28 protein-coding genes are annotated in these 23,486 nt (G+C 60.8%); 9 read left to right on the top strand and 19 right to left on the bottom strand.

Annotated elements, in window-relative coordinates; all coding sequences use genetic code 11:
- Positions 1-25: 25 nt before the first annotated feature.
- Entirely contained in the window at positions 26-1,465 is a 1,440-nt protein-coding gene (locus tag ACRARG_RS17760) for a caspase family protein (RefSeq protein ID WP_432691552.1), read from the top strand.
- Here the strand turns inward: ACRARG_RS17760 and ACRARG_RS17755 are convergent.
- From ACRARG_RS17755 to ACRARG_RS17735, 5 genes are read right to left on the bottom strand one after another with little or no spacing between them, the layout of a single operon-like run.
- Positions 1,462-2,820: a DUF4384 domain-containing protein gene (locus tag ACRARG_RS17755; RefSeq protein WP_432691551.1), complete on the bottom strand. Its 1,359-nt coding sequence runs from the start codon at positions 2,818-2,820 to the stop codon at positions 1,462-1,464. The genes ACRARG_RS17760 and ACRARG_RS17755 overlap by 4 nt on opposite strands.
- On the bottom strand, positions 2,817-3,221 hold the full coding sequence (locus ACRARG_RS17750) for an ExbD/TolR family protein (protein ID WP_432691550.1): 405 nt from the start codon (positions 3,219-3,221) through the stop codon (positions 2,817-2,819). Before ACRARG_RS17750 ends, ACRARG_RS17755 begins: the two co-directional genes overlap by 4 nt.
- Positions 3,218-3,613 (bottom strand): ExbD/TolR family protein, encoded by a 396-nt coding sequence (locus ACRARG_RS17745; RefSeq protein ID WP_432691549.1) that lies wholly within the window; start codon positions 3,611-3,613, stop codon positions 3,218-3,220. The genes ACRARG_RS17750 and ACRARG_RS17745 overlap by 4 nt, the downstream gene beginning before the upstream one ends.
- A gap of 3 nt (positions 3,614-3,616) precedes the next feature.
- Positions 3,617-4,225, bottom strand: a complete 609-nt coding sequence (locus ACRARG_RS17740) for a MotA/TolQ/ExbB proton channel family protein (RefSeq protein WP_432691548.1) — start codon at positions 4,223-4,225, stop codon at positions 3,617-3,619.
- A gap of 1 nt (position 4,226) precedes the next feature.
- A complete protein-coding gene (locus tag ACRARG_RS17735; RefSeq protein WP_432691547.1) occupies positions 4,227-4,658 on the bottom strand; it encodes a hypothetical protein in 432 nt (143 codons plus the stop codon).
- Positions 4,659-4,782: 124 nt separating this feature from the next.
- On the opposite strand from ACRARG_RS17735, the gene ACRARG_RS17730 reads away from it, so the two are divergent.
- Together ACRARG_RS17730 and ACRARG_RS17725 are read left to right on the top strand one after the other, a co-directional pair.
- A complete protein-coding gene (locus ACRARG_RS17730) occupies positions 4,783-5,661 on the top strand; it encodes a hypothetical protein (RefSeq protein WP_432691546.1) in 879 nt (292 codons plus the stop codon).
- Between the two features lie 506 nt (positions 5,662-6,167).
- Positions 6,168-6,866, top strand: coding sequence for a sugar transferase (locus ACRARG_RS17725; protein WP_432691545.1), 699 nt, complete (start codon positions 6,168-6,170; stop codon positions 6,864-6,866).
- A 143-nt stretch (positions 6,867-7,009) separates the two neighbouring features.
- Here the strand turns inward: ACRARG_RS17725 and ACRARG_RS17720 are convergent, their stop codons facing one another.
- From ACRARG_RS17720 to ACRARG_RS17705, 4 genes are read right to left on the bottom strand one after another with little or no spacing between them, the layout of a single operon-like run.
- A complete protein-coding gene (locus tag ACRARG_RS17720) occupies positions 7,010-7,645 on the bottom strand; it encodes a MotE family protein (protein WP_432691544.1) in 636 nt (211 codons plus the stop codon).
- Positions 7,646-8,008: a flagellar motor switch protein gene (locus tag ACRARG_RS17715; RefSeq protein ID WP_432691543.1), complete on the bottom strand. Its 363-nt coding sequence runs from the start codon at positions 8,006-8,008 to the stop codon at positions 7,646-7,648.
- Positions 7,992-8,945 (bottom strand): flagellar motor switch protein FliM, encoded by a 954-nt coding sequence (locus ACRARG_RS17710; protein ID WP_432691542.1) that lies wholly within the window; start codon positions 8,943-8,945, stop codon positions 7,992-7,994. The genes ACRARG_RS17715 and ACRARG_RS17710 overlap by 17 nt, the downstream gene beginning before the upstream one ends.
- Before the next feature lie 2 nt (positions 8,946-8,947).
- On the bottom strand, positions 8,948-9,445 hold the full coding sequence (locus ACRARG_RS17705) for a flagellar basal body-associated FliL family protein (RefSeq protein WP_432691541.1): 498 nt from the start codon (positions 9,443-9,445) through the stop codon (positions 8,948-8,950).
- Between the two features lie 216 nt (positions 9,446-9,661).
- Between ACRARG_RS17705 and fliF the strand changes: the two genes are divergently transcribed.
- Genes fliF through ACRARG_RS17680 form a run of 5 tightly spaced genes read left to right on the top strand, consistent with a single transcriptional unit; the run spans position 9,662 to position 14,329 of the window.
- Entirely contained in the window at positions 9,662-11,374 is a 1,713-nt protein-coding gene (gene fliF, locus ACRARG_RS17700; RefSeq protein ID WP_432691540.1) for a flagellar basal-body MS-ring/collar protein FliF, read from the top strand.
- 2 nt (positions 11,375-11,376) lie between these two features.
- Positions 11,377-12,039: a FliH/SctL family protein gene (locus tag ACRARG_RS17695; protein WP_432691539.1), complete on the top strand. Its 663-nt coding sequence runs from the start codon at positions 11,377-11,379 to the stop codon at positions 12,037-12,039.
- Positions 12,040-12,043: 4 nt separating this feature from the next.
- On the top strand, positions 12,044-12,424 hold the full coding sequence (locus ACRARG_RS17690; protein ID WP_432691538.1) for a FliM/FliN family flagellar motor switch protein: 381 nt from the start codon (positions 12,044-12,046) through the stop codon (positions 12,422-12,424).
- Positions 12,425-13,261 carry a flagellar type III secretion system pore protein FliP gene (gene fliP / locus ACRARG_RS17685; protein ID WP_432691537.1) on the top strand — a complete coding sequence of 279 codons (837 nt, stop codon included), beginning with the start codon at positions 12,425-12,427 and terminating at the stop codon, positions 13,259-13,261.
- A gap of 15 nt (positions 13,262-13,276) precedes the next feature.
- Positions 13,277-14,329 (top strand): flagellar motor switch protein FliG, encoded by a 1,053-nt coding sequence (locus ACRARG_RS17680; RefSeq protein ID WP_432691536.1) that lies wholly within the window; start codon positions 13,277-13,279, stop codon positions 14,327-14,329.
- Positions 14,330-14,347: 18 nt separating this feature from the next.
- Here the strand turns inward: ACRARG_RS17680 and ACRARG_RS17675 are convergent, their stop codons facing one another.
- From ACRARG_RS17675 to ACRARG_RS17635, 9 genes are all read right to left on the bottom strand, one after another.
- Positions 14,348-15,163, bottom strand: a complete 816-nt coding sequence (locus tag ACRARG_RS17675; RefSeq protein WP_432691535.1) for a DUF1217 domain-containing protein — start codon at positions 15,161-15,163, stop codon at positions 14,348-14,350.
- Positions 15,160-15,642 (bottom strand): flagellar biosynthesis repressor FlbT, encoded by a 483-nt coding sequence (locus ACRARG_RS17670; protein ID WP_432691534.1) that lies wholly within the window; start codon positions 15,640-15,642, stop codon positions 15,160-15,162. Before ACRARG_RS17670 ends, ACRARG_RS17675 begins: the two co-directional genes overlap by 4 nt.
- A 3-nt stretch (positions 15,643-15,645) precedes the next feature.
- Positions 15,646-16,044, bottom strand: a complete 399-nt coding sequence (locus ACRARG_RS17665) for a flagellar biosynthesis regulator FlaF (protein WP_432691533.1) — start codon at positions 16,042-16,044, stop codon at positions 15,646-15,648.
- Between the two features lie 117 nt (positions 16,045-16,161).
- Positions 16,162-17,007, bottom strand: a complete 846-nt coding sequence (locus ACRARG_RS17660; RefSeq protein ID WP_432691532.1) for a flagellin N-terminal helical domain-containing protein — start codon at positions 17,005-17,007, stop codon at positions 16,162-16,164.
- Between the two features lie 393 nt (positions 17,008-17,400).
- A complete protein-coding gene (locus ACRARG_RS17655) occupies positions 17,401-18,252 on the bottom strand; it encodes a flagellin N-terminal helical domain-containing protein (protein WP_432691531.1) in 852 nt (283 codons plus the stop codon).
- A 348-nt stretch (positions 18,253-18,600) separates the two neighbouring features.
- Entirely contained in the window at positions 18,601-19,443 is an 843-nt protein-coding gene (locus tag ACRARG_RS17650) for a flagellin N-terminal helical domain-containing protein (RefSeq protein WP_432691530.1), read from the bottom strand.
- Positions 19,444-19,549: 106 nt separating this feature from the next.
- Positions 19,550-19,951, bottom strand: coding sequence for a hypothetical protein (locus ACRARG_RS17645; protein ID WP_432691529.1), 402 nt, complete (start codon positions 19,949-19,951; stop codon positions 19,550-19,552).
- 1 nt (position 19,952) lies between these two features.
- Positions 19,953-20,303 (bottom strand): rod-binding protein, encoded by a 351-nt coding sequence (locus ACRARG_RS17640; protein ID WP_432691528.1) that lies wholly within the window; start codon positions 20,301-20,303, stop codon positions 19,953-19,955.
- A gap of 9 nt (positions 20,304-20,312) precedes the next feature.
- Positions 20,313-21,410: a flagellar basal body P-ring protein FlgI gene (locus ACRARG_RS17635; RefSeq protein ID WP_432691527.1), complete on the bottom strand. Its 1,098-nt coding sequence runs from the start codon at positions 21,408-21,410 to the stop codon at positions 20,313-20,315.
- A gap of 178 nt (positions 21,411-21,588) precedes the next feature.
- Here ACRARG_RS17635 and ACRARG_RS17630 point away from each other — a divergent pair, with 178 nt between their 5' ends.
- Complete coding sequence (locus ACRARG_RS17630; RefSeq protein ID WP_432691526.1) at positions 21,589-22,302, top strand: winged helix-turn-helix domain-containing protein; 714 nt, start codon at positions 21,589-21,591, stop codon at positions 22,300-22,302.
- Positions 22,303-22,403: 101 nt separating this feature from the next.
- Here ACRARG_RS17630 and ACRARG_RS17625 read toward each other — a convergent pair whose 3' ends face one another.
- Complete coding sequence (locus ACRARG_RS17625; protein WP_432691525.1) at positions 22,404-23,486, bottom strand: flagellin; 1,083 nt, start codon at positions 23,484-23,486, stop codon at positions 22,404-22,406.

Here is a 23,486-nt window from a genome sequence, read left to right as displayed (position 1 = left end):
CCCGCGCGCCTGTCTGCGCATTCTGATGATCCTGATCGCGACGGCTCTGCCCGCCTTGGCAGAGGACCGTATCGCCCTTGTCGTCGGCAATGGCGGCTATTCGCATGTGACCGCGCTCGACAACCCCGTTCCCGACGCGCAGGCCGTGGCCGGCGCGCTGGAACAGGCGGGCTTTGACGTCACGCTTCTGACCGAGACGGATCAGGCGCAGCTGCTGCGGGGCATCGCACAGTTCGGCAGCAAATTGCGCGCTGCCGGGCCCGAGGCGACCGGGCTCTTCTACTATGCCGGCCATGGCGTCCAGAGTTTTGGGACGAATTACCTCGTTCCCGTCGACGCCGTTCTGTCGGATGCCGCCGACCTCGGGCTTGTCGCCGTCGGCGCCCAGACCGTGCTGCGCCAGATGTATTCTGCGGCCAATCGGACCAATATCGTGATCCTCGATGCCTGCCGCGACAATCCCTTCGCAACCGTAGCCGGTCTGGACGAGGCCGGGCTTGCCGAGATGAATGCACCGCGCGGCACCTTTCTGGCCTATTCGACCTCCCCCGGTTCCGTCGCCGTGGACGGAGAGGACGGCAACAGCCCCTTTTCTGCCGCGCTGGCCACCCGTATTCCGACGCCCGGCCTGGCCATCGAACAGCTGTTCAAGGACGTGCGGATCGATGTGCTGAAGGCAACGGGTGGATTTCAGACCCCCTGGGATACCTCCTCTCTGACAGAGGATTTCACATTTGTGGCCGCGCCCAAGCAATCGCCCGAGGACTTCGCCGCGCTTCAGCTCTGGACCTCCGTCAAGGCGACGAACGACCCGGTCCAGCTTTTGCTGTTCCTTCGGCTGCACGGCAACAGCCCCTATGCGGACGAGGCGCGAACCCTGCTGGCCACGCTGATGGAGAAGGAGCTGGGCCGCGACGCAACGACAGCCCCGCAGCCCGAAATACCGGCCACACCCAGCCGCACACCCGAGGAAGACGAGCGCGACGCGCTGGAGGCTGCGCGGACAGCCGGCACCGCCGAAGGCTATCGCCAATACCTCGATGCCTATCCGGATGGCGCCTATGCGGAACTGGCACGGCTGGAGCTGGCGACGATCGAGGAAAAGGCAGGCGCCGCAGCCCCTGCCCCGGTGGTGCCCGACACGACGCCCCCGGCGATTACGACCCCGCCTGAGACCGTCACATTCACCGGGCCGATCGGGACCGGCGGCCCCGATTTCGCAACGAAGTCGATTCAGCAGCTGATCGAGGGCACACCGTTTTTCCCGCCGATCGAAAACCTCCCGGACGAGGTCTGGAAGGACAAGACCTGTCATGCCTGCCATGAATGGACCCAGGAGGCGCTCTGCACGCAGGCGAAAACTTATCTGACGGAGGCCGGTACGCGGGCGCTGGCCAAAGAGCATCCGCTGGGGGGCTTCTTCAAGAACACCCTGAAAGCCTGGGCGCAGAACGACTGCCGCTAACGCGATCTGGCGCGGGTTTCGACAAAGAAATAGACCCATTCGCCCTTGAACGCCGGATCCGCCGCACGGGCCTCCCGAACCGCGTCTCTCAGCATATCCAGATAGGCACCGGCCGGTTCCGTCAGCGGCCGCGCGCCCAGATCCAGCAAAGAGGACGTGGCAAAGGCGACCATGACCTCCAGCCCGAAGGGCGGTGCGGCCCGCAGATCAAGCCCGCCCGCGCCGCCGATCACAACCGGCTGATGGGCGGGCAGGCGCAATGGCGGAACGTATTCGTTCGGCTGGAGATGCAGGACCGCCCCGTCCGCATCGTAGAAATCAATGTAGACGAAAGCCGGGTAGTCCGCCCCGGTCAGGTCGAAGCTCAGCTTTTGTCCTTCGACGAACTGATAGTTGCGCACCTGCGTATCCGGCCCGACGATCCGCGGGTTGTCCCGCTGATCGCTGGATTGCGGCAGACCGGTTTGTTCCAGCCCCAGAAGAACGCCGCATTGCGGGCGGGGCAGGACCCGCAGATTGTCCGCGACGGGGATCGACCGGCCGACCTGCGCCTGCAATGCAGATACCAGCGGCCCGCGCGCTTCGGCCTCCGGAACGTGGCCACGCAGGACAAGCTGGCCGGTATCCGGATCGAACTCTGTCTGTAGCCGGGCGCAGGGGGGGCCGTTCAGCGTGGCGGAGAGGCCGTCGCGCAGCTCTGCTCCGGCAGGGGTTCCGGGCTGTGCAAAAGCACTGATCGCCGCAAAGGAAACCGGGTCCAGAGAGGATGCCGAACCGGACCAGATCGCCGATGCCCTGCCGCGCTGGACCTGTGGCTGGGCCGGATCTGCGCGCTCTTCCGGCGGCGTCGCCCGGGCCAGCGGCTGCGCCACCGGCCGGGCAGAAGGCGCGGGCGACGGATCCGTTTGTGCAACAGGCAGGGGCTGAGCGGCCGGAACGGCAGCAGCCAGCTGCGCCCCGGCCGGGGTGGCCGCATCAAGCCGGTCTCCCGCCACGACAGAAGGCGGCTGAACCACCTGTGGTGCGCTTGTCGCGACCGGAGCGGTCGCCGGCGCGGATGCAGGTAGGCGCGTGCCGGCCGGCACCGTCGCCGAAACCTTCTGAACCGGAACGGCGCCGCGCCCGGCGCGTGCGCCCTGAACCGCCTGGCCTTGGGTCGGTTGCGCCGCGGCCTCCTGCAATGCGGCGCTCTGACGAGGGACATCATAGGTCGCGAGATCGAGCGCAACCGGCCTGGCGGTTCCTGCCTGAACCGGCGCATCGGGCTGCACACTCACCCATATGATCGTTCCGCCCGCACCATGCAGCAGCAGGGTGCCGGCAATCGCCAGCACAGTGCGCCAGACCGGGATCATTCGGCTTCCGGCGTGACGACAAGGACAATGTCCCGTGCGCCCGCCGCCTCGATCCGGGATGTCAGCGGCAGCACCAGACGCAGTGGGGCCGCCCGATGCGCATTGATCCGGACCAGAAGCGCGGGCGTCGTGGCAAGCCGCGCCTCCAGATCCGTCAAAAGCTCCGCCTCTGTCCTTGGTGCGCCGTCCAGCGCCAGCATCCCCTCCGCCGAAATGGCCACGGTAATGCCGCCGCCCGGCAGATCCTCTCCGGCGCCGGACCGCGGCGGGACAACGTCGAACGGCGCGGTCGCATCCATCCGTCCGATCAGCAGAAAAAACACGAGCAGAAAGAACACCACGTCGATCAGGGCGATAATCGGCTCGCCTGTCATCTGCGGTGTCCTGCGTTTCAGCTTCATGGATCGGCCTCCAGCCGGATCACCCGGATGCGGGTCGCCCCTGCCCCCGCCGCCATATCCAGCGCTGTCACCAGAGCCTGCGCCGTGGCCTGGCCCGAGGGCAGGAACAGGACCTCTGCCCCGGGTTGCTGCTGCAGCGCCGATTTCAGGCCGGCCGGGTCAAGCTCTGACCCGCCACGCAAGATCCGTCCTGCCGCATCGATCCGCAGGAACAGGCTCGGCTCCTCCGCAGCACCGGCACCCCCTGGCATAGCGTCCCGCCGCAGCGGCAGCATATCGAGATTGCGGAAGGTCGAGGTGACCATAAAGAACACCAGCAGGATCATGAGCACGTCGATCATCGAAACCAGCGGGATGAGGGTCGCAGGCGTTTTTCGACGTGTCAGACGCATGGCTCAGCGACCCTCGGACGCGAAAAGGCGTCCGAGCGTGGTTTCGATCTCCTGCGTGATGCGGTCCAGACGGGAGGTCATGAGCCCGGCCGCGACCGCCGCTGGAATGGCCACCACCAGACCTGCCGCCGTGGTCAGCAGAGCCTGCCAGATCCCCGAAGCCAGCAGCGCCGCATTCGCTGCCCCTTCGGCCTGTGCCAGTTCCCGGAACGACTGGATCATGCCCAGAACGGTCCCCAGAAGACCCAGCAGCGGGCTGATCATCGCGATCAGTTCGAGGCTACGGATATGACGCGCCAGCCCCGCGACCTCCCGGTTGCCACGCCATTCAAGCTCCGCCTCCAGCGGCGCCTGCGCGACGCCCTCGTTCAGGGATGCCATCGCATGGAGCAGCAGGCTGTTGACCGGACCGTCAGAGGACACCGTGGTCAGGGCCGCGTCCCGCTCTCCCTTCGACCAAGCCGCGAGGGCCGCGTCGCGGCTGTCCTGCCCGCGTAACGCGCCGGCAAGATGCAGCGCCTTCCAGAGGATCAGAAAGATGGAAACGCAGGACAGCAGACCCAGCAGCAGCAGAATGGGTCCCCCGTCCCGGATCGGGTCCAGAACGCCCATTTCAGTAGAAGAACCGCGCCGCAGCCCGGCTTTCGAGTTTGATCAGCGGGAAACAATCCATCGCCGTGCCGTTCTGCGGCTGGCAGGCGGGAATATCATGCAGCAGAACCTCGGACACCGCGCCGCAATCCATTCCGGAAATGTCGAAGAGCTTCAGCATTGTGCGCCCGGCCGGCAGGGGGGCGGCATCGACGCTGAGGACGCGGTCGATCACGCCCTGCCCGTCCAGGATAGCCAGAGACATCTCAAATGCCTCAAAGCTGGTCTCCGTATCGTTTCGGAACAGAAAGAACATGCGGCAACTGTTGTCCGGGGCGGCTTCCAGCTTGTTCAGTTCCAGGTTCAATGTCCCCGACTGCCCCATGACTGCGGATGCGGTCAGCGATAAGGCCACGCCGGCACACAGGGCCCGGATAATTCTCTTGCCTGACATGCCAATCCCCCTCGGTTGCCAAGGTATGAAGCCCCCTGCCCCCTGCTCCGGTCAAGCCCGGATTTTACGCTTTGATGCGGCGGCGTGGACTGTCACACTCCTCAGGACGAGGCGAGAGGTGAAAATGACCCCAGCACAAAACCCCGCATTCCGGACCTGCCCCACCTGCCGCCGCCTGATCGCGCAGGGCGAAGACTGCACGACACTCGCTTGCGTCAACCAGGCCAAATTCGCCCCCGCGCTGGACCATGCCAGGACCAAGCGCGACCGGCTTGAGGCACAGCGCCAGCTTCTGCGCGACCGGACAGACCGCCTGTTCCCGAATATCGCCAAGGCAGCCGGGCAGAACCCTGACGACATACCGGCGACAACCGTCCCATCCTGCAATCCGGAATTCGCGCCGCGGAACACGGACAGAGAGCGCGTGATGGCACGTCGTCTGATGGACCTGATCGACGAGGTCTTTGACCCGGCCACCGCAGAAGACGAAGAGCGCATGGCGAGGTTTCGCGCGCTGGCCGACGAACAGGAGGTCCAAAAGAAACCCGAAATCCCCGCAATTGCGGCGTCCTGCATCGCCTGTCAGGGCGCCTGTTGCCGACAGGGGATGAGCATGCAGGCATTTATCTCTGTGGAGACGATCGCCGTTTACCGTCTATTGAATCCCGGCTGCACCCCGTCAGAGATCCTGACGGCCTACCTGTCCCGCCTGCCGCAGGAGGCCGTGGTGAATTCATGCCTGTTTCATGGCGTCGAGGGCTGCACCCTGCCGCGGGAAATGCGGTCGCAGACATGTAACAGTTTCGAATGCGGCGACCGTAGAAGCCTCTGGGAACAGTTCGAGAAATTGGGGCGGGACGATCACGCGGTCACCATCTCCGTCAAAGGCTATCCGAATGACTTTACGGAGGCATCGCCCCTTGAGGGCCGGATCGTCGAAGTCGATCCGCAGCGCGGCATCACGATCACGCGCATTGAATACCGACCGGATCTGCGCGACTAGGCCACGCAGCTGAGGGAACCCAGGCCCCGGTCCGATTCGGCAATTGAGGCATTTCCGCGTCCATACCCCCGGCAAAGGGTGCAACAACGGCTGAGCACATGCCCGGTTTCTGGATGATTATGTCAACAGTAACCCGGTAACGGCGGCTTTCAGCTCATTCCGGAAACGGTCTTTTCGCAATTGCGGCATGCACAAAGCACATGACTTAAAAATGACCTTGCGTCAGCTGAAGGAACATCAGGGCTAATAGTCCAAAAAATATTGAACCTTATCAGACGGTTAGAGATTTTCTGACGGTTAAGAAAATTCGGCCGACTCCGAAAATCCTGCCACCGGAAGTGTTGCCAACCGCCGAAATCGCCACATTTCGCAGATGCAGCATCTGGACAGACAAACTTTCGCCACCTACCCTCTGATCAAGTCGCAATCCGAAGAAATTTTAACTGGTCCGTTCGATGGCCGCAGATGGCCCGCCATCTGTCACTACCCAACGCGAGGAACCCATCTTGTCTTCGATTGAATTTCAAAACTTCGCCACTGGCACCGAAGCGTCATTTCACGCTCACCGTGCGGCCTGCCGTAAAGACAGCCGCAAATTCTACACCCGCTTTGTGAAACGCGGTTTCGACCTGATTATGGTCGTGCTGATCGCCCCGGTCATCCTTCCTGTCATCGCCCTTCTCTGGCTGATGACAATCCGCGACGGCGGGCCCGGTTTCTTTGGCCATCTCCGGATCGGTCGCAACGGCAAGGCGTTCCGCTGCTGGAAAATCCGCAGCATGGTCGTCAACGCGGAAGAGCATCTTGAGAAGTATCTCAAGGAAAACCCCGAAGCGGCCGAAGAATGGAAGCGGGACTACAAGCTGACCAATGATCCCCGGATCACCCGGCTCGGCAATTTCATCCGCAAGACCAGCCTGGATGAACTGCCCCAGATCTGGAACGTCATCACCGGCGAGATGAGCTTTGTCGGCCCCCGCCCGGTGATCCGCGCAGAAATGCGCAAATACACCCACGGCCGGACCGCCTATCTGACCATGCGTCCTGGCATCACCGGCCTGTGGCAGGTCTCTGGCCGCAACGACGTCAGCTATGACGAGCGGGTCCGCCTGGACATCCGGTATCTGAGCGAGGTTTCGCTCTGGACCGACCTGCGGATCATGGCCGCAACGGCCGGCGCCGTTCTGAACCGCACCGGCAAATAAGACGCCCGTCACCTGAGTAAGGGTGATCCGCCGCACCACAATTTAAACCGCGACCAGGTCCCTGCCTGTGTCGCGGTTTTCTTATTTGGTGTCAGAGATATCTCCGGCGGAACGGTGCGGCACGCTCCCCGCCAGGTCCGGACCTAAAGCTTGAGGTTGTCCAGCCGCTGATCGCCCGGCAATTTGGAGCGTTCCAGAATGATCTGGGAAATGGCACGCGCACGAACCGGGTTCAAAGCGGCAAGGATCGGAGCCGCTGTACGTTCGTCCATCGTGCCCAGAACCATGACCGACACTTCGATATCGAGGTCGTTCATAATGGCCGCGGCATCCTTCGGCTTCATGTTGGAATAAAGCGCAACAAGCCGGCGGACATCGTCGGTCTGGGCGTCTTCGACTTTAGCCAGCAATCCTTCGAGCGCCGTTTTCAGCTCTTCCAGCCGGGCCTGTTCGATCCTGGTTTTCTCCGTCGCCAGATCAACCTCGGCCTGCCGCTTGGCGATCAGTGCCTTCTGCTCGTCAAGAAGCCGGCGCTCTGTCTGGATAACATCGAGCATTTCTTCCGGCGTCTGACAGACATTGGCCTGTACGGGACGCGGCATGGTTTCGGGGACTTCCGGGTCCGGGGTCGCAGCGGTGGCGGCATTCGCCGAACTCACGAACAGGCTGTCTCCGGCCGGCAACGGTGGCTCTGACGACGACATCAGATCAACGCTTAGCTTGGCAACGCCCATCCCCGCCAGCGCCATGAGCATAATCGGAAAAGGACGCAGAGCCATTTATGCCCCCCGGGTCTTGGCAGTTTCGAAAAAGCCGCGGACAAGATCCGATTTGCCGGAAACCCGGGTCACGCCAGCTGGTCGTTCGGCGGGTTTGTCATGGCGAGTGCTGCGGAAAGACACCACCTCTTCCCGCTTTTCCGCCGGACGCGTCATGATGGGGGCCCGCACCTTGTCGCTCATCGATTTCAGCATGGAGACCGTCGACTCGGATTTGTCCACGGCATCGGAAAACTGGCCAACCATCGGCTCCATTTCCCTGAGCACGGCCATCAGCATCCGCACCCTCCGATCCACGAGGAATGCATAGCCCAACGTCCCGCCAAGCAGCAGCAGGATCAGAATATCAATCAGATAGGACATTGGAGATTTCCTCTTCGTCTTTGAGCTGGGTTTCAACCTTGAGCGCCACGCGTCCGTTGCGCTTCCGGCCGGAATGCGCCGTGTACATATCGTGGCCCGCACAGGTCAGCGTCACCTGCTGATCCAGCGAAATACCAAGGTCGAGCATCTCGCCCTTCTTCCAGTTCAGCACTTTCTGCATGGGCACATGAGCCTGGTGGAGCCTGGCAGAGACGACGACCTCGGTATCCGAGATCGCCTCCGTCATGCTCTTCCGCCAGCTCTTGTCGCCGCCCAGATCGCCGCCCTGGAAAGGTTGGGCAAGCATATTGCGGACTGCCGCCAAAGCATTGAACGGCATGATGAAATAGAGATACCCGTCGCGCTCGTCGAGCGTGATATGCGCCCGCATCCGGACACAACCTGTATTTGGTGGTGCCAGGACCAGCGCCAGCGGGTTCGTCTCGACATGGGTGATCGCGAACTGCGTCTCCGTCAGTTTGGAGAAGACCTCGCTCAGCTCTTCCAGGACGATGTTCGTCATCTCCCGGCCGATTTTCCGCTCGATCGCGGTAAAGCTGCGCGGGCTCCATGCACTGCGATCGGCCGCACGTCCGCCGAATGTGATCTCCAGCACCGAGATCAGCAGCGACGGGTCGAGCACCACAGCATAGGGCCCTTCCCACGACACCGTTTCGACAACCGACATCAGCGCCGGGTTCGGGATGACGTCCAGCGCCTCTCCGGTCGGCAGATATTCGATATTGTCGACCGTGACTTCGCAGACCGCGCCGACGTAGGATTTCAGCCGCGGCCCAAGCGCCAGGGCGAAACGGTCAAAGATGACCTCAAGGATCGGCAAGCGGGCATAGGAGCGCTTTGCACGCTGTATGATCTCTTCCTCAACCGGCGCGCCGCGTGGAAGTTGGGATGTGTTTTTGGTCGCCGCCTTCGCCATGGTCACTGCACAATCAGGTCTGAGATGAGTATTTCCTGCGGCGCCTCGGATCCGGAAATCGTCCGGGCGCGCCGCAGAAGTTCGGCTTTGAGAATGGCCAGCCCCGCGCTGCCCTGAAGATCGCGTTCCGACAGCTGACGCAGATAGTCCTGAAAGCTGTCGCGGAGATAGGTTTTGCGCTCTTCGACATGTTTCGCGCCAGGCTGCGCCTCGTCATAGACGAGGGCGGTATTCAGCTTCAGAAACCGGGTTGTCTGCCGGCCTGTGGCTGTTGTGGCGGTGATATTGACGATGATCTCTTTGAAAGGCGTGACAACGATTGTCTTGCCCGGCTCTGCCGGCGGCTGCGGCGGCGCAACCTCCTCGGCGACCATCTCAGAATCACCCCCGCCGAACAACGACATTGCACTGTCGAATCCGACGGCAGCCATAAGCCCGCCGACCAGGGCAACAAGCCCGAGCAGCACGATCGCCGCGATGGACATGATCTTTTTGACCATGGATTAATCTCTGCCTGCGCCTCGCCGATTCTTCTCTTACTCTCGCGCCTTACGATTGTGTAAGAAGGATTAAACCGGCCTTTTCTTGTAAACTCTTGGAAAAGATGCCCGCACACAGGCTGAAATGCAAGTATAAACTACAAAGTTTGCTTGCTATGCAAGGATAGTTCAGCCTATTCTTGGGGCAATGATAAATCTAATTCCCGGGGGACGGCAGTGCAGGCCCTGATCGACAATCTGAAGGCCCTGGGCCAGGGGCGCCTCATTGCGCTTGGGCTGACCGGCATCGTGCTGGCCGCGGCGCTGTTTTTTGGCGTCCGCACGGTCATGCAGCCAACCTATGCGGCCCTTCACACAAACCTGAGCCCGGCAGAAGCCAGCCAGATGGTCGGCGCGCTGGAGCAGGCGGGGTTCCGTGTCCGGGTCGATGGTGGCGGCACGGCAATCTCTGTCCCGCAGGAAGATGTCGCGCGGGCCCGGATGGAACTTGCCGGTCAGGGGCTTGTGGGCGACGGGTCGGCCGGCTGGGAGCTTTTCGACGAAAGCTCCGGTCTGGGAATGAACACCTTCATGCAGAAGATTAACCGCCTGCGCGCGCTTGAGGGAGAGCTGGCCCGCTCTATCCAGACGCTGGACGGGGTCGAGGCGGCCCGGGTCCATCTCGTGCTGCCGGAGCGCGAAGCCTTTTCGCGTGACCGGCCCGTGCCCTCTGCCTCTATTATCGTACGCGGGCGCGCCGGCTATCAGGTCACGACCCGGCAGGCGCAGGCCATTCGCGCCCTCGTCGCTTCTGCCGTTCCGGAAATGTCGCCGGGCAAGGTGACCGTTCTGACAGCCAAGGGCGAGACCGTCCTGGGCGAAGAAGGCGATGGCGCCTCCGAGACATCCCAGCAGGCGATGCGCGCCACGGTCGAAGACCGCATTGCCGCCCGGGTGACAGAGATTCTGACGGCCCGTGTCGGCGCCGGCAATGCCCGGGTCACCGTCAGCGTTGATCTGACCTCGGAACGGCAGGTGATCCGGAACCAGAGTTTCGATCCTGCGCAGCGTGTCGTCCGCTCGACCGAAACCCGCGAGGAGACGCGTCAGGATGTCGACCGCGCGCAGGGCGAAGTTGGCGTGGCCGACGACATTCCCGCCACACTCGCCGATCCCGATGGCGGCACGCAGAGCTCCAATTCCCTGAACCGCACGGACGAGGTCGTTAACTACGAAATCGGCAATACGCAGAGCGAAACGATCCGGGAGCCGGGCCAGATTCAGAAGGTCTCTGTCGCTGTTCTGGTCAACGGCATCTACAATGTTCAGGACAATGGTGATGTCGTTTACGAGGAGCGCAGCGCCGAAGAGCTGGAGCGCCTGAACCAGTTGGTCCAGGCCGCCATCGGATATGATCAGGGCCGCGGCGACAGCATTTCCGTGGATAGCCTGCGGTTCATGGACTACTCGATGGATGTCGGCGAACCCGTGGGCGGCGGCGTTGCCGATGTCCTGCGCGACAATCTGGGGTCCATTCTGCGCGGGCTCTTTGCCCTGGCGCTTATCGCCGCGATCCTGCGGTTCGGGGTGATGCCGCTGATCCAGCGCGCCCTGCCGGAAAAAGCCGAAGGCACGGCCGACGAGAACACCGCGATTGGCGAGGATGGCGCAGAGCTTGCCCTGACTGCCGAACAGCCGCGGAGTCAGGCGCAGATCGCCGGACGTCCGACGGCACAGGCCGCACGTCCGGGCGCGGCGATTTCCGGCGACGCCATGACGGGAACCATCCTCGACCCGCTCGGGCCAGGCGACCCGCATGATCTCGTCAATGTCGCGGCGGTTCAGGGCGGCGTGCAGCGCGGCTGGCTGACCACAGTGCACGAGCTGATCGACAATGAACCGGATCAGGCGATGAAAGTCGTCAAGAACTGGCTGGCAGAAGGGGCATAAGCATGAGTTTCGTCTTTGATCGCAATTTCGACGAAGAAGCCGAGATTGAGGCCCGCAATCTGCTGCGGGCCCGCCGCGCCATTCACACGCCCGAAGACCTGGAAGAGGCTGTACGCAAGGCCCGTAAGGAAGCCTATGAGGATGGCCGTCTGGCCGGACGCGCCGAGGCATCGGTCGAACATGGAGAGACCACAGCGGCCCGGCAGGCAGATGCGCTTGTTGCGCTCGGCCCGTCCATCAAGGAACTTCTGGGTCAGGCCGATCAGCATCGGGTGTCGCTTGAGGCTCAGGTGCTGGATTACATCCTGACCGTATTCAAACAGGTCGCGCCGGAGCTTCTGGAACGCACCGCGACGCTGCGCGTCGAAGAAGAGGTTCGCAATACATTGCGGATGGCCGTCGGCGCCGCGTCGTTGCAGATCCATCTTCCCGCGGACCTGGCGTCGGACATGTCCGTGCAGATCGGCGATATCGCCCGTCAGTCCGGCTTTCACGGGCGCGTCCACATTCTGCCCGACAGCTCTCTGCGGCCCGGCGACTGTCAGGTCGAATGGGACCACGGCAGCATGGAATACAGCCTCTCCTCCATTTGCGACGGCATCATAGATGCGCTGAACAAAGCGACCATCGAGGCGATGGCAAAAAAATCGAAAAGAGCGGAGTAAACGCATGTCGGACGAAACAGACGACACGAACGAGCAGATCGAAAACAGCGAGACCGGGTCTCAGGCCGCGGCGGACAAAGAGCCGACGGTCATGGACGCCATGATGGGCAAGGCGCCCGACAATGGCACAGGCTATAACATCGATGCGATGCTCAATGTCGGGCTTCAGATCCAGATCATTCTGGGCAAGACCCGCATGCCGATCTCATCCCTGCTGAAACTGTCGCGCGGATCGATCATTGAGCTGGACAAGAAGATCGGCGAGCCGGTCGATATCGTGATCAACGACCGCGTCGTGGCGCGCGGCGATCTGGTCAAGCTTGATGGCGACAAGGTCGGTGTCTCGCTGATCGAGATCGTCAAAGACTACGTGTCAGAGGCCTGAATGGTCCGGGCGGGGTCCCCCGTCCGTTACCTTGTCCCAGTGCTGCTGGCGCTCGGGGTGCTTCTTCACGCCCATGGCGCGCAGGCACAGGATGGCGGCGCCTCGCTTCTGTCGACCATCACCGAAGCCCTGAGCGACGCCGCCCCCGGATCGGATGAACGCGCCTCTCTGTCCGGCCGCATCCTTCAGCTGGTCGCGGCGATGACGGTCCTGTCCATCGCACCCGGCCTGCTGGTTGTGATGACCTCTTTCACGCGATTTGTGATCGTCTTCTCGATGCTGCGCTCCGCGCTCGGCCTCAATCAGACGCCGCCGAACATGGTGCTGTCCTCGATGGCGCTGTTCATGACGTTCTTTGTCATGCAGCCCGTTTTCGAAGACGCCTGGGAGGGCGGGATCCAACCGCTCATCGAAAATTCGATCACCGAAGAACAGGCTCTGATGCGCACGTCAGAGCCTTTCCGGACCTTCATGTACGCCAATACACGCGACAAGGATCTGGCCCTGTTCGAAGACGTGGCCGCGCGGGTCAACGGCGAAACCGCACCGGCCGCGATTGTCGAAGACGATGCCCCGCCCTCGTGGCGCGCACTGGTCCCGGCCTTCATGATGTCAGAGCTGCGCCGCGCCTTTTCGATTGGCTTCCTGCTCTACCTGCCTTTCGTGGCGATCGACCTAATTATTGCCTCGGTTCTGATGTCGGCTGGCATGATGATGCTGCCGCCGGTTCTGATCTCCCTGCCCTTCAAAGTCATCTTTTTTGTCCTCATCGACGGCTGGTACATGCTGGCCGGGTCGCTGATGGAAAGCTATCTGCCCGCCGCAGGCGCGGGTTAAGGAAAGGACCACCCCATGGCCGTGACCGAACGTCAGCGCACCGACACCGCGACCCGCGCCAAAAAGCGCCGCCCCCTCAAGGGGCCGGAAAAGGCGGCGATCCTGTTCCTCGTCCTCGGCGAACAGAAGGGCGGTGAAATGATGCAGAAACTTACCGATGCGGAAATCCAGACCATTACCCGCGCCATGTCCGGCCTGGGCGTCATCGACAACGAGCGTGTCGAAGAGGTGCTGACCGATTTCACCGAGGGCATGGCAAATGGCAACGGCGTTGTCGGGTCCTTTGCGGTTGCCGAAGACATGCTGCGGTCCTTCCTGCCCGAAGACCAGGTCAACGGCATCCTCAAGGATATCCGCGGCCCGCTCAAGGAACGCGACCTTTGGGCGCGCTTCTCCGGCCTATCGGAAACGGTGATCGCCAATTACCTGAAGAACGAGCACGACCAGACTATCGCCGCTATTCTGTCCAACGTGAAGACAGATGTCTGTGCCAAGGTCCTGCCGCTGCTGGGTCAGGAGAAAATGCAGAACGTGGTCGAACGGATGATCCGGATGGAAGCCGTGCCGCATCACATGATGAAGCAGATCGAAGAAACGCTACAGTCCGATATCATCAATGCGCCGGCTCAGCCGACCAGTGGCGAGCTTCAGCAGCGCATGGCCGACCTTTTCAACAAGCTCGACAGCAATGCGTTCCAGGACCTCTCCGAAGTGCTGGAAGCGCGCATGCCAGAGACCTTTGGCCAGATCAAAGGCAAGATGTTCATTTTCGACGACCTCGTTCATCTGGATGCGATGGATCTGGCACGCGTGATGCGTGGCGCGCCGGGCAATGCCCTGCCCATGGCGCTGCGCGGTGCCAAGAAAGAGGTGCGCGATGTCTTCCTGAACGCCCTGCCCGGCCGGTCGCGCGACATGCTGGAAGAAGAGATGAATACGATGGGCCCGGTCCGTGGCCGCGACGTGCGCGATGCACAATCCGGTCTGGTCGACTATGCCAAAGAACTGGCCGACGAAGAGGTCATCCGGCTTCCGCTGGGCGGCGACGACGAGGACGAATTCATCTGATCCGGATCGCGGGGCGGATCAGCGATACAGCGAGGATGCGGAGAAGCCGACCGGAAGGATATCGAGCGTCGCCGAAATGATCGAGGTGGCGTCCGATCCGGTCAGGATCGTTAGCGCCGCACTGGTCGAGGCCGCCGTATTATTCTCGATATCCGAAATGGCGATATATTTCCGGACCAGCTGTTCCTGCACCTCGGGGTCAGACAGCGTTTCCAGATCGATCTTCGCTTCGATAATCTCGGCCTGCCGGTCAATATCGAGCTGCGCGATAGATTCCGGAAGTCCAAGCGCGGTCCGGAAAAATTCCGACATGCCGGTGTCTTTGAGAATGTCGTAGGGCGAGTCGATATCCGCGACCTTGTTCCGGAACTCCAGCGCCGTGGCAACGGTTTCATTCTCTTCAGCATAAGAGTTGATGAACTGTCGCTCGACGTATCGGTCCACCATGTCCTGCCGCCAAGTCGACGAGGCCGTGTTCAGGTTTCCGACACCGTCAGTGCCGAACCCAAGTTCCTCATACATCTCGCGGAAGCGGACATCCGTCAGCTTGTTGACGAGCGCATCGCTCTCTTCGATATTGCTTTTGAGGATCTTTTCGATCATCGCCTTGCCAAAGATCTGGTCTTCCAGATCGAAGGCACGCATCACAAAGCCATAGAGTTCGGGGTCCTCGATCAGCTGATCAACCGTTTCGACATCCCCGATATTCTCGGAGAAATAGTCAATCGCGCGTTGATGCTGCGCCTGACTGCGGATCGTTTCCAGTTGCCGGTCCTGCGTTGCGTCAATCAGCTTCAGCGCCGTGAACGAGGTCATCCCCGTGATCGATATCATCCCGTCACCCGGCGCACGGCCGCCTCCGAAACGCTTTCATCCGCCTGCGCTTCGCGGATCATTTCCTCGCGGATGCTGTCCGGCCGCGGCAGATGCACGCCCAGGATTTCAGCCTCGCGCTTCATAAGCGGACGAAGCGCGCGCAGCGCCTTGTAATAGTCGCCGTTGGACACGTGATTGGCCGCTTCGAAGACGTAATGCACATTCGGCGGGCCAAATGTGGTGGCAAGCGCGGCCAACTGTTTCTGGATCGGCTTGCGCAGTTTGTCCTGCATCCCGGGGTCAGTCAGGGCCGACTGAACCAGGAAATAGGCCTGGTTGACCGGCGTGACCGCGGCCTTTTTCGACAGCAGGTCGTGACCCCGCACAACATCGGCCTTGGTCTCGATAACCAGGGTCGATTTGCGCGAGGCATTGCGCACGACACAGCCATTGATGACGATGCGCTCGTATGGCTTGAGTGTCAGTTGCAGAGCCATGGATCAGCCCCGCGGTCCAGGCGCATCCCCGGTCAGACCCGCGATGATGCTTTCGTTGATCTGAACCAGCACGCCCGCATTTCCGTTGCCACCGACGATCATCGCGGTCTGGCGTTCCACGAACAGGGCGAGCGAAATCAGCCCGGCTTTCAGCTGGGGCGGGATGCCGTTATCCGGCAGCATGAGGTCATGTTTGATCGTCGACCAGAGTTTCTGGTTCTCGATCAGAGGGTACTGAAGCTCGGTCGCCAGGATATCCGCGCGGGTCTGACGATCTGCGGCCGCGTCATAGCGTTTGGCAATCTCTGCGATGCCGTTGGTCACGCGCACAAACACCCGCCGTTCGATCTGGCGGGGCGTTTCGCTTTCCCGGATGGTCCGCTTGTATGCAGCGATGCTCATTTTAGCCTGTCCTCATTCTCCGCTTCTGCGGAATGTCTTGGGGTTTCCCGGGTTGACCCCGGTTGTTGCGGTCGGAAGGCCGCTCAACGCGCCCTTCCGTATCTTTTTATGTGCCGATTACTGGAACAGGCTCAGAATGTTCTGAGGCGAGGAGTTCGCGATCGACAGGGACTGCGTCGCCAACTGCTGCTGCACCTGCAGCGCCTGCAGCCGTGCGGCTTCTTCTTCCATATCGGCGTCAATCATGGCGCCAACACCGGAGTCGAGACGGTCGGACAGTTCCGAAAGGAAGTCCTTCTGCGTTTCGATGGATTTCTCCGCGATGCCCAGGGCGGTGGCCGACGCGATGGCGTTGCTCAGCTCGGTTTCCGCGTCTTTCAGGATCGTCGCCTGTTCCGAAGCCGTGCTGGCCGCCGAAATGTCGAGCGCGTCGAGCGTATTGGCGATCAGGCCCAGCGACTGGGTTTTGAACGTCATGGAGGTGGTGGTCACGCCCGTTGCCGACCGGCTGATACCGGTAACAACCGAAACATCCGAACCGCCTGTCGCAGTGCCCGACACGTAATCGGTGCCGTTGAACGTCGACTGGGAGATCGTGGTCTTCATACGCGCAACAAGTTCGTCCAGTTCGGCCTGAACATCGGTGCGGACCTCATCGGTCCCGCCCTGCGCGAAGGCGACCCGCTCAAGGAACGAGTTTGCCAGCTCGACCAGCGTTTCTGCACCCAGGCGGGCGGTGGAAACGGCGTTCATCTGCAGCGTCAGGTTTTCGTCGATCGCTTTATACATGCCGGAGTCGCCGGACATGGTTTTGGAAATCGAGAAATAGGCGGCGTTGTCTTTACCCGAAGAGATTTTCAGGCCGGTGGAGATTTTGTTCTGCGTTTCAGAAAGGCTGTTGTTAATGTTACGCAGAGTAGACAGCGCGGTCATCGCGCTGTTGTTCGTAAGGATGGAAGACATTTTCTGCTCCGATTTTTTTATATCGCGTCATCGACTTTCTGTCGAATAACGGGCCTGCCCGTAGGGCGGAAGATATCAGTAAATTTCTGGTTGTGGATAACAATTTTCGAGAACCCGGGTTCTTGTGTTGCGGCCTAGCCACTGTATTTCGGGCTTTTTTTGGGCAGAATGTGGCAGAAACAAGGCAGCCCCGCCCGACTGTCTGAATGGGCACCAAATGTCGACGCGACAGGACCGCGTTCCACTTCAGGTAGAAGCAACCGAAAAATCAGGATTGTGGCAGGGTCTTCATAGCTGACACAAAAAATTTTTATCTACGACGCCCGGTCATTAAAAATAAATTAAAAAAGGGCCGCGTTTCCGCGACCCTCTGCAGTATCAAAAGATCCGGGTTTACCGGAACAGGCTCAGAATATTCTGAGGCGAAGAGTTCGCGATCGACAGGGACTGCGTCGCCAACTGCTGCTGCACCTGCAGCGCCTGCAGCCGTGCGGCTTCTTCTTCCATGTCGGCGTCAACCATCGCGCCCACGCCGGAGTCGAGACGGTCGGACAGCGACGTCAGGAACTCTTTCTGGGTTTCGATGGATTTCTCCGCGATGCCCAGAGACGTGGCCGAGGCAATGGCGTTGCTCAGCTGCTTTTCAGCAGCCTGAAGCACGGCCGCCTGGCCCGCCGCATCCGCGGAAGCCGATGCCGTAAGGTCCAGTGCATCCAGCGCATCGGCAATCATGCCCAGCGACTGAGTTTTGAACGTCATGGAGGTCGTGGTGACGCCCGAAGCTGTCCGGCTGATGCCGGTCACAACGGTCACATCCGTACCGGCCGATGCCGTGCTCGACACATAGTCGGTGCCATTGAAGGTGGACTGCGAGATGGTGGTCTTCATCCGCGCAACAAGTTCGTCCAGTTCGGCCTGCACATCGGCGCGCACTTCATCCGTGCCGCCTTGTGCAAAGGCCACGCGTTCGACGAACTCGTTTGCCAGTTCCACCAGAGTCTCAGAGCCCAGACGTGCCGTCGACACTGCGTTCTGTTGCAGCGTCAGGTTCTCGTCGATCGCCTTGTACATGCCGGAGTCGCCGGACATGGTTTTGGAGATCGAGAAATAGGCAGCGTTGTCCTTGCCCGAAGAGATGCTCAAGCCTGTCGAGATCTTGTTCTGGGTTGATGCCAGATTGGTGTTGATGTTTCGAAGAGTCGACAGCGCGGTCATCGCGCTGTTGTTCGTAAGTATGGAAGACATTTTCTGCTCCAATTTTTTTTGTTTCCCGACTTTCTGTCGGATCGGGCCTGCCCGTAGCTGCAAATTATCATTCCCGAGGTTGCGCGAAATGATAATCTTTCAACACACCTTAAGAGTGTGCTCTTTAAGTAACTGATTTTTAATGGCTTTTTTGTGGCAATGCCAAGGCATCCCGATGGCAAAGCGCCACGGGACACAGCCCGTCACGCCGCTGAAAACAGCGCGCGGGAAACCGGACCGCGTCCGTCCGGTGGATGCAGGAAAAGGCGGATCATCTGTCAGATGCCCACCGGTCCGGAGGACTGCACGGGGCAGCCCTCCGGGGTCATGTCATGTCAGTATTGAAGCTTACTGGAACAGGCTCAGAATGTTCTGAGGCGAGGAGTTCGCGATCGACAGGGACTGTGTCGCCAACTGCTGCTGCACCTGCAGCGCCTGCAGCCGTGCGGCTTCTTCTTCCATATCGGCGTCAATCATGGCGCCAACACCGGAGTCGAGGCGGTCGGACAGTTCCGAAAGGAAGTCCTTCTGCGTTTCGATGGATTTCTCCGCGATGCCCAGGGCGGTGGCCGACGCGATGGCTGCGCTCAGCTGTCCTTCCGCATTCTGAAGCGCCAGGGTCTGCTCTGCAGCAGTATCGGCGGCCGCGGTCAGCAGGCTGATGCTGCCCAGCTGGGTCGCGATGTCGCTCAGATCCTGAGAATTGAACGTCAGCGACGTCGTGGTGACGGAGGTGCCGGTCCGGCTGATACCGGTCACGACGGAAATTGCTGTCGACGGGTTGCTCACATAGTCGGTGCCGTTGAAGGTCGACTGGGCAATCGTCGTGTTCATCCGCGCAACCAACTCGTTCAGTTCGGCCTGGACGTCCGCGCGGACCTCGGCAGTGCCACCCTGCGCAAAGGCGACACGTTCGACAAAATCATTTGCCAGTTCAACGATGGTTTCCGCACCCAGGCGGGCGGTGGAAACGGCGTTCATCTGCAGCGTCAGGTTTTCGTCGATCGCCTTGTACATGCCGGAGTCGCCGGACATGGTTTTGGAAATCGAGAAATAGGCGGCGTTGTCCTTGCCCGAAGAGATTTTCAGGCCGGTGGAGATTTTGTTCTGCGTGTCAGAAAGCGTGTTGTTGATATTACGCAGAGTCGACAGCGCGGTCATCGCGCTGTTGTTCGTAAGGATGGAAGACATTTTCTGCTCCGATTTTTTTATATCGCGTCATCGACTTTCTGTCGAATAACGGGCCTGCCCGTAGGGGGAACCTACCAGCTAACCGAGTCTGTGGATATCTTGAAGATCAGAGAGACGTGTCGAAGTGTTGCGACGACGCCACGGTTTTGGGACGTTTCGCACCGTCCGGTCCGTAAATTCCGCTCAGGGAATGACGGTCCCGAATGCGATCCAGCTCCTCAATCACTGCGCCAGTAGCTTCGGTCATTTTCTCCAATAGCGCGAAATCTTGTGCGATGAGTTCCCTCATCTCCTCCAACTTGTGTCTCAGCTCGGCTGATCGCGGGTGATCTTCCAGCAGCGGGCGCGGCGCGGCAAAGACCTCTTCCACCTGCGACAGCAATTCCTGCTTTTCCGGGAAAAGTTCGTTTACGACCCCCAGTTTTCCGGCCGTGATCGCGGCGATTTCGTCCCGCAACAGCCGGGAAAGGCGGTCAACAACGGTGACGGCGGCGGTCATATTGCTCATATCAGCCCTCCACGGCCTGCGTCGCCGCTTCAACCGGGGCGATGTCGGTAATCATACCGGCGCGATATGCACCGATGCTCCGCTCCACACTCTGAGAGATGCCGGTGGTTCCGCGCGCGGCCAGTTCGTCCGCATAGGCGCGGGCCAGAAAGCTGCGCCACGTCTCCTCGGCGAACCCGCCGCTCATATCGCCGAGATTGACGGTCTTGAGCATCTCATCCATGACCTGCGTCAGAAACAGCGCCTCGAATTCCCGCGCGGCCTGCACGCTCGCATCCGGCTGAGTGGCTGCCCGCGCCAGACCAAGCTGAGCCTGAGCGAGCTGTGTTCCTGCACCTGCGTGAATATCCATGGTCCCTCCTCAGATGATCTCCAGGTCCGCATGCAGCGCACCGGCGGCCTTGATGGCCTGAAGGATCGAAATGGTCTGCGATGCGGTCACCCCGATGGCGTTCAGCCCGTCGACCAGACGCTGCAGACTGACGTCGCCCTCGATAATGGTGAAATTCGCCTGTTTCTCTTCAACCTGCACCTCGGTCTGCGGCACCACGACGGTTGTCCCGCCGATCGAGATCGGGTTGGGCTGGCTGACTTCTATATCCTCGCGCACGATGACCGTCAGACCGCCCTGCGAGACCGCCACCTTGTCGACGCGGACGTTGTTGCCAATCACAATCGTGCCGGACCGGGCGTCAATAACCACTTTGGCGGGGCTGTCGGGCTGCACCATCAGCCCCTCGACCGCGGCCATGATCTCCGGCGCGGCCCCCTTGTCGTTTACCGTGACTTCGATCGTCGTGCTGTCGAGCGCCTGCGCAGTCCGCGGGCCCAGGCTGTCGTTGATCCGGTCCGCCACACGATGGGCGGTCGTGATATCCGGTGTGCGCAGGGCGATACGGAACGACGTCAGCTGCGAGAGCTTGAATTCGACTTCGTTTTCGACGGTTGCCCCGTTTTCAATGCGGGCGACAGTCGGAACGCCTTCGACGATTTCCGCATTCGCGCCCTGCGCGGCATAGCCTGCCACGGCAATCGGACCCTGGGCAACGGCATAGACCTCTCCGTCCGCACCCGAAAGCGGGGTCACGATCAGGGTGCCGCCGCGCAAGGATTCAGCGTCGCCAAGGGAGGACACCACCACGTCGATTGTTGAACCCCGCCGTGCAAAGGGCGGCAACATGGCGGTCACCATGACAGCGGCGGTGTTCTGCGTCCGCATATTCTCTTCCGAGATATTGCCAACGCCGAGCCGCTCCAGCATGCCTTCGATGCTGCGTTCCGTGAACGGGCTGTTACGCAGCGTGTCGCCTGTGCCGTTCAGACCAACCACAAGGCCGTAGCCAACCAGCTGGTTCTCCCGCACGCCCTCGAACTGGGCGATATCCTTGATGCGCACATCGGCATGCGCCGGTGCGGCGGCAAGCAGGATCAGGGCTAGGGCCGTTCGAAAAATGGACATGTTGTTTTTTCTTGTCGCTCGATACAACAACTGTTGCCGCATTTGTTCCGAAAAAACAAGAATAGATTGCAAACTGTTCATGTAGTTTGTCAGTTTAGCTTGACGCTCGCGTATTTGTGTCCCTACTATCAAGAAAAACCAACAAAGGGCCGATCCACCTACAAGGATCGGGGGCAGTATGCAGATTTATCTTTACGAGCCGCGCGCGGATCGTCTGAATGGAGTCATGGACGAGCTTCGGATGGCAAAGATGCGTCCGGTGGCGATCCAGGACACATTCTTTACCGGCGATCTGACGTTAGTGAACCGGGACGGCCACGAAGACAGGCCATTTCTTCTGGCCGATACGCCTTCTGTGATCGACCAGATCACCACACTGAGGGCGGCCGGACTGCGTAATCCCATCATCGTGGTCCGCGATTTCCGATCCTCGCGCGACACGGCCATGACTCTGGATGCCGGCGCGGATGACGACATCGTCATTCCGATCAAATCCGTAGAACTGCGATCCCGGATCAATTCCATCACCCGCCGCGCGCATGGCCATTCGTCTGAAAGCATTCAGGTCGGAGAGATCACCGCCTTTTTCGACGGGCGCGATCCGGAGGTCTGTGGCGGCACCGTGAAACTGTCGCGCCGGGAGCATGCGATCTTTCAGCAGCTTGTCCTGCAGGCCGGTAAGGTTGTGTCCAAGGGCGCGATCTACGATGCCGTTTACGGCATGGCGGAGGATCAGCCTTTCGACAAGGTGATCGACGTCTACATCTGCAAGATCCGCAAAAAGATCGACGCGGCTGCCCAGTCGGGACACCACTATATCGAAACCGTGCACGGCCGCGGATACAAGCTTACCTCTGCCGAGGAAAAGCTGCGTCAGGCTGGAAATTTCTGACGGCACCATAGGCGCTTACGACCGATGAATAGCAAAAGGGCACGCCACACCGGCGTGCCCTTTTCTGTCGTCAACCGGCTGCGCCGGTCATGCCGTAGCACTTACATGAAGTTCAGGAATGACAGGCTCTGCAGGCGGGCTGTCACCGCGTAGCTGGCCTGCAACTGGGTCTCGACCGAGGTCAGGCGGGTAGCGGCCTCATAGGCATCAACCCCTTCGAGCGACGAAATCTGATCGGTCAGGATCGTGATCTTGTAGTCCAGCCGTTCCTGCGTCCGGTCGAGCGTTTGCTGCATCATGCCCGTACTGGATTCCGAGGCCAGCACCGCGTCGACGCCGTTTTTCAGCGCAGAGGAGGCCTCTTTCATCCAGGCATTATAGGCATCCGGATCGGCAATAGCGCCAACATCAACCGAGGCCAGCATGGCGAGGCCGCGCATCAAGTCCCGGAAACCGCTGTCATTTGCCTGGACCGCATAGTCCAGTCGGACCCCCTCCTCGATCTGGGCCGACATCCGTGGATTGGCGTTGCCCAGACCATCTTCGGCCGGGGTGCCATTGTAGAAGCTGGCTTCGTAGTTCCAGTTGGCGTCGGAGGCGCTGCCATCAAAGGCGGCCTGGATTTCCGCAATCTTGGCGGCTGCATCTGTCGCATCGGTCAGACCGCCGCCGATGATGGCCTGCATCACATCATCGGGGCTGAGCCCCGTGTCGCCATCCGTTCCGTCGTAGGTATTCATGGCGATCTTGTCGGTGTCGATCCCGCCATACAACGACGATCCGTTGTACTTCGTGTTCAGGAGACTGGCGATCGCATCATAGGCGGCCTTGGCCGATTGCTGCATGAACTCGACCGTCGGCGAAGAGGAATAATCCAAATTGGCCAGCGCAAGCGTCATCACCTCTTCGGCCTGCTCGCGCATATCGCCCAGCGTGCTGGCCATCAATTCAAGCCGGCTTTCCAGCAGGGCATTGGCATCCTGCTGTGCCTCGATCCTGTCATAGCTCGCCCTGACGCTCAGCGCCTGTACGGCCTGGCTTCCCAGCGATTTGAACATGTCGGCATGCCGCCCGGTTGACATCTCCTTCTCGGCTTCGGCGAGGAGGTTGGTCATCTGCACGGTCGTGCGCTGCCGGTAAAGCAGGCTCTGCAGGGTCGAAGTGGACTGGCTGAAGTTGATCAT

The organism is Pseudooceanicola profundi, assembly GCF_050897955.1.
Taxonomy (GTDB): domain Bacteria; phylum Pseudomonadota; class Alphaproteobacteria; order Rhodobacterales; family Rhodobacteraceae; genus Pseudooceanicola.
The sequence above is the reverse complement of the archived record's forward strand: the minus strand, read 5'-3'. Positions and strand labels throughout refer to the sequence as shown.